This window comes from Bacteroides sp. RTP31139st1_H2_RTP31139_211217 (assembly GCF_040227615.1).
Classification (GTDB): Bacteria; Bacteroidota; Bacteroidia; order Bacteroidales; family Bacteroidaceae; genus Bacteroides; species Bacteroides uniformis.
The window spans coordinates 1-1,802 of the sequence record NZ_JBCNZM010000102.1; the positions used below are offsets into that span (position 1 = coordinate 1).

A 1,802-nucleotide genomic window follows, 5' to 3' on the forward strand; every position below is an offset into this window, starting at 1 on the left:
TTTATTTAATTTTTAACCGACTAGTGACCAAAAAATTTTTAGTGGACACTAGTGATAACATGAATCAAAAGACCGATTTTAACAGCAATGTGGTAGTAGTCCAACCCATCGATAAAGGTATGGTTGACATGCTGAATGCCCAGGATGACCTTTATCATGTAAATCTGCAAGGTCTGGATAAAGGAGAAACCATCAACAGTCTGACTATGATAGATGTAATCAGCCGTGCCTTAAACCCCTATACTCAAAACGATGAGTTCATGAAATTGGCCGAACAACCGGAAATGCGTTTTGTCATTTCCAACACGACGGAAGCAGGTATAGCCTTTGACCCTGCTTGTAAGCTGACAGATACACCGGCGTCTTCTTATCCGGGCAAACTGACACAGCTGTTGTATCACCGCTTCAAGACATTCAACGGCGACAAGAGCAAAGGACTGATTATCTTCCCTTGCGAACTCATCTTCCTGAATGGCCACAAGTTGAAGGAGACAATCTATCAATACATTGAATTATGGCAATTGGGTGATGAGTTCAGAGCTTGGTTTGAGGAAGCCTGCGGTGTGTATGCAACACTGGTGGACCGTATCGTTCCAGGATTCCCCCGCAAAGACATTGCCGCTATAAAAGAAAAGATACAGTACGATGACAATCTGGTAGTGCAGGCTGAAATTTTCCATTTATGGGTCATCGAGGCTCCGCAAGAAGTCGCCGAAGAATTCCCTGCCGACAAAGCCGGACTGAATGTATTGTTTGTTCCTTCTGAAGAACCTTACCACGAAAGAAAAGTAACCTTGCTGAATGGACCTCATACCGTATTGTCTCCAGTAGCCTATCTGTCGGAGGTAAATATTGTACGCGATGCCTGCCAGCATCCTATAATCGGACAATACATCCATAAAGTGATGTTTGACGAGCTGATGGAAACGTTGAACCTGCCGAAAAACGAATTGAAAAAGTTTGCAGAAGATGTATTGGAGCGCTTCAACAATCCGTTTGTTGACCATGCCGTAACCAGTATTATGCTGAACTCTTTCCCTAAATACCAAACCCGTGACCTTCCTGGCCTGAAAACCTACTTGAAACGTAAAGGAGAACTGCCGAAAGGTCTGGTATTGGGACTGGCTGCCATCATCACGTACTACAAAGGAGGTACCCGCGCAGACGGCACAGAAATCATCCCGAATGATGCTCCCGAAATCATGCAGTTATTGAAAGACCTTTGGGCAACGGGGGATACCCGCAAAGTGGCAGAAGGCGTATTGGCAGCCAAAGACCTTATCTGGGGGGAACACGGAGACTTGAATACCGTTCCAGGATTGACAGACATGATTACCTGCTTCTTAAAATCCATCCAAGAAAAAGGCATGCAGGAAACAGTAAAAGGTATTCTTTAATTCCTATGATTTTAAACAAGCAGACCGTACAAAAGGAGTTTTTATACGGTCTGCTTTATTTATACCACATTTGATGGGAAATAATTAAGTCACAGTTTTCTTTTTTGTCTAAAGGCTTTCCTGCTCTGCTGCCCGCAATATAAAAGTAGTGGCACCAATAGTTACAATGGCTCCATCCTCAATGCGAATACGGTCTTTGTCACCCAAAATTTCATTATTAAGGAAAGTTCCCGTCAGGCTGGGAGCATCGCGTAAGGTATAAATCAACACTCCCTGCTTATTACGCTTTACATTAATGATACAGTGACGCCGGTCCATACTCATATCCGAAGTCTCAATCGGCACATCGATAACATTCCCCACGCAACGCCGGCCTATGATATTGTCACCGTCTTGCAATGGAAG

2 protein-coding genes are annotated in these 1,802 nt (G+C 44.0%); one reads left to right on the forward strand and one right to left on the reverse strand.

The window, feature by feature from the left end; genetic code table 11:
- Window positions 1–1,397 (forward strand): tagaturonate reductase (locus tag ABUA47_RS15925; RefSeq protein ID WP_208081008.1); only part of this gene is annotated, 1,397 nt, incomplete at its 5' end.
- 108 nt (window positions 1,398–1,505) lie between these two features.
- Here ABUA47_RS15925 and ABUA47_RS15930 read toward each other — a convergent pair.
- Window positions 1,506–1,802, reverse strand: a 297-nt coding sequence (locus ABUA47_RS15930) for an FHA domain-containing protein (protein WP_349831752.1), incomplete at its 5' end; no start/stop codon positions are given.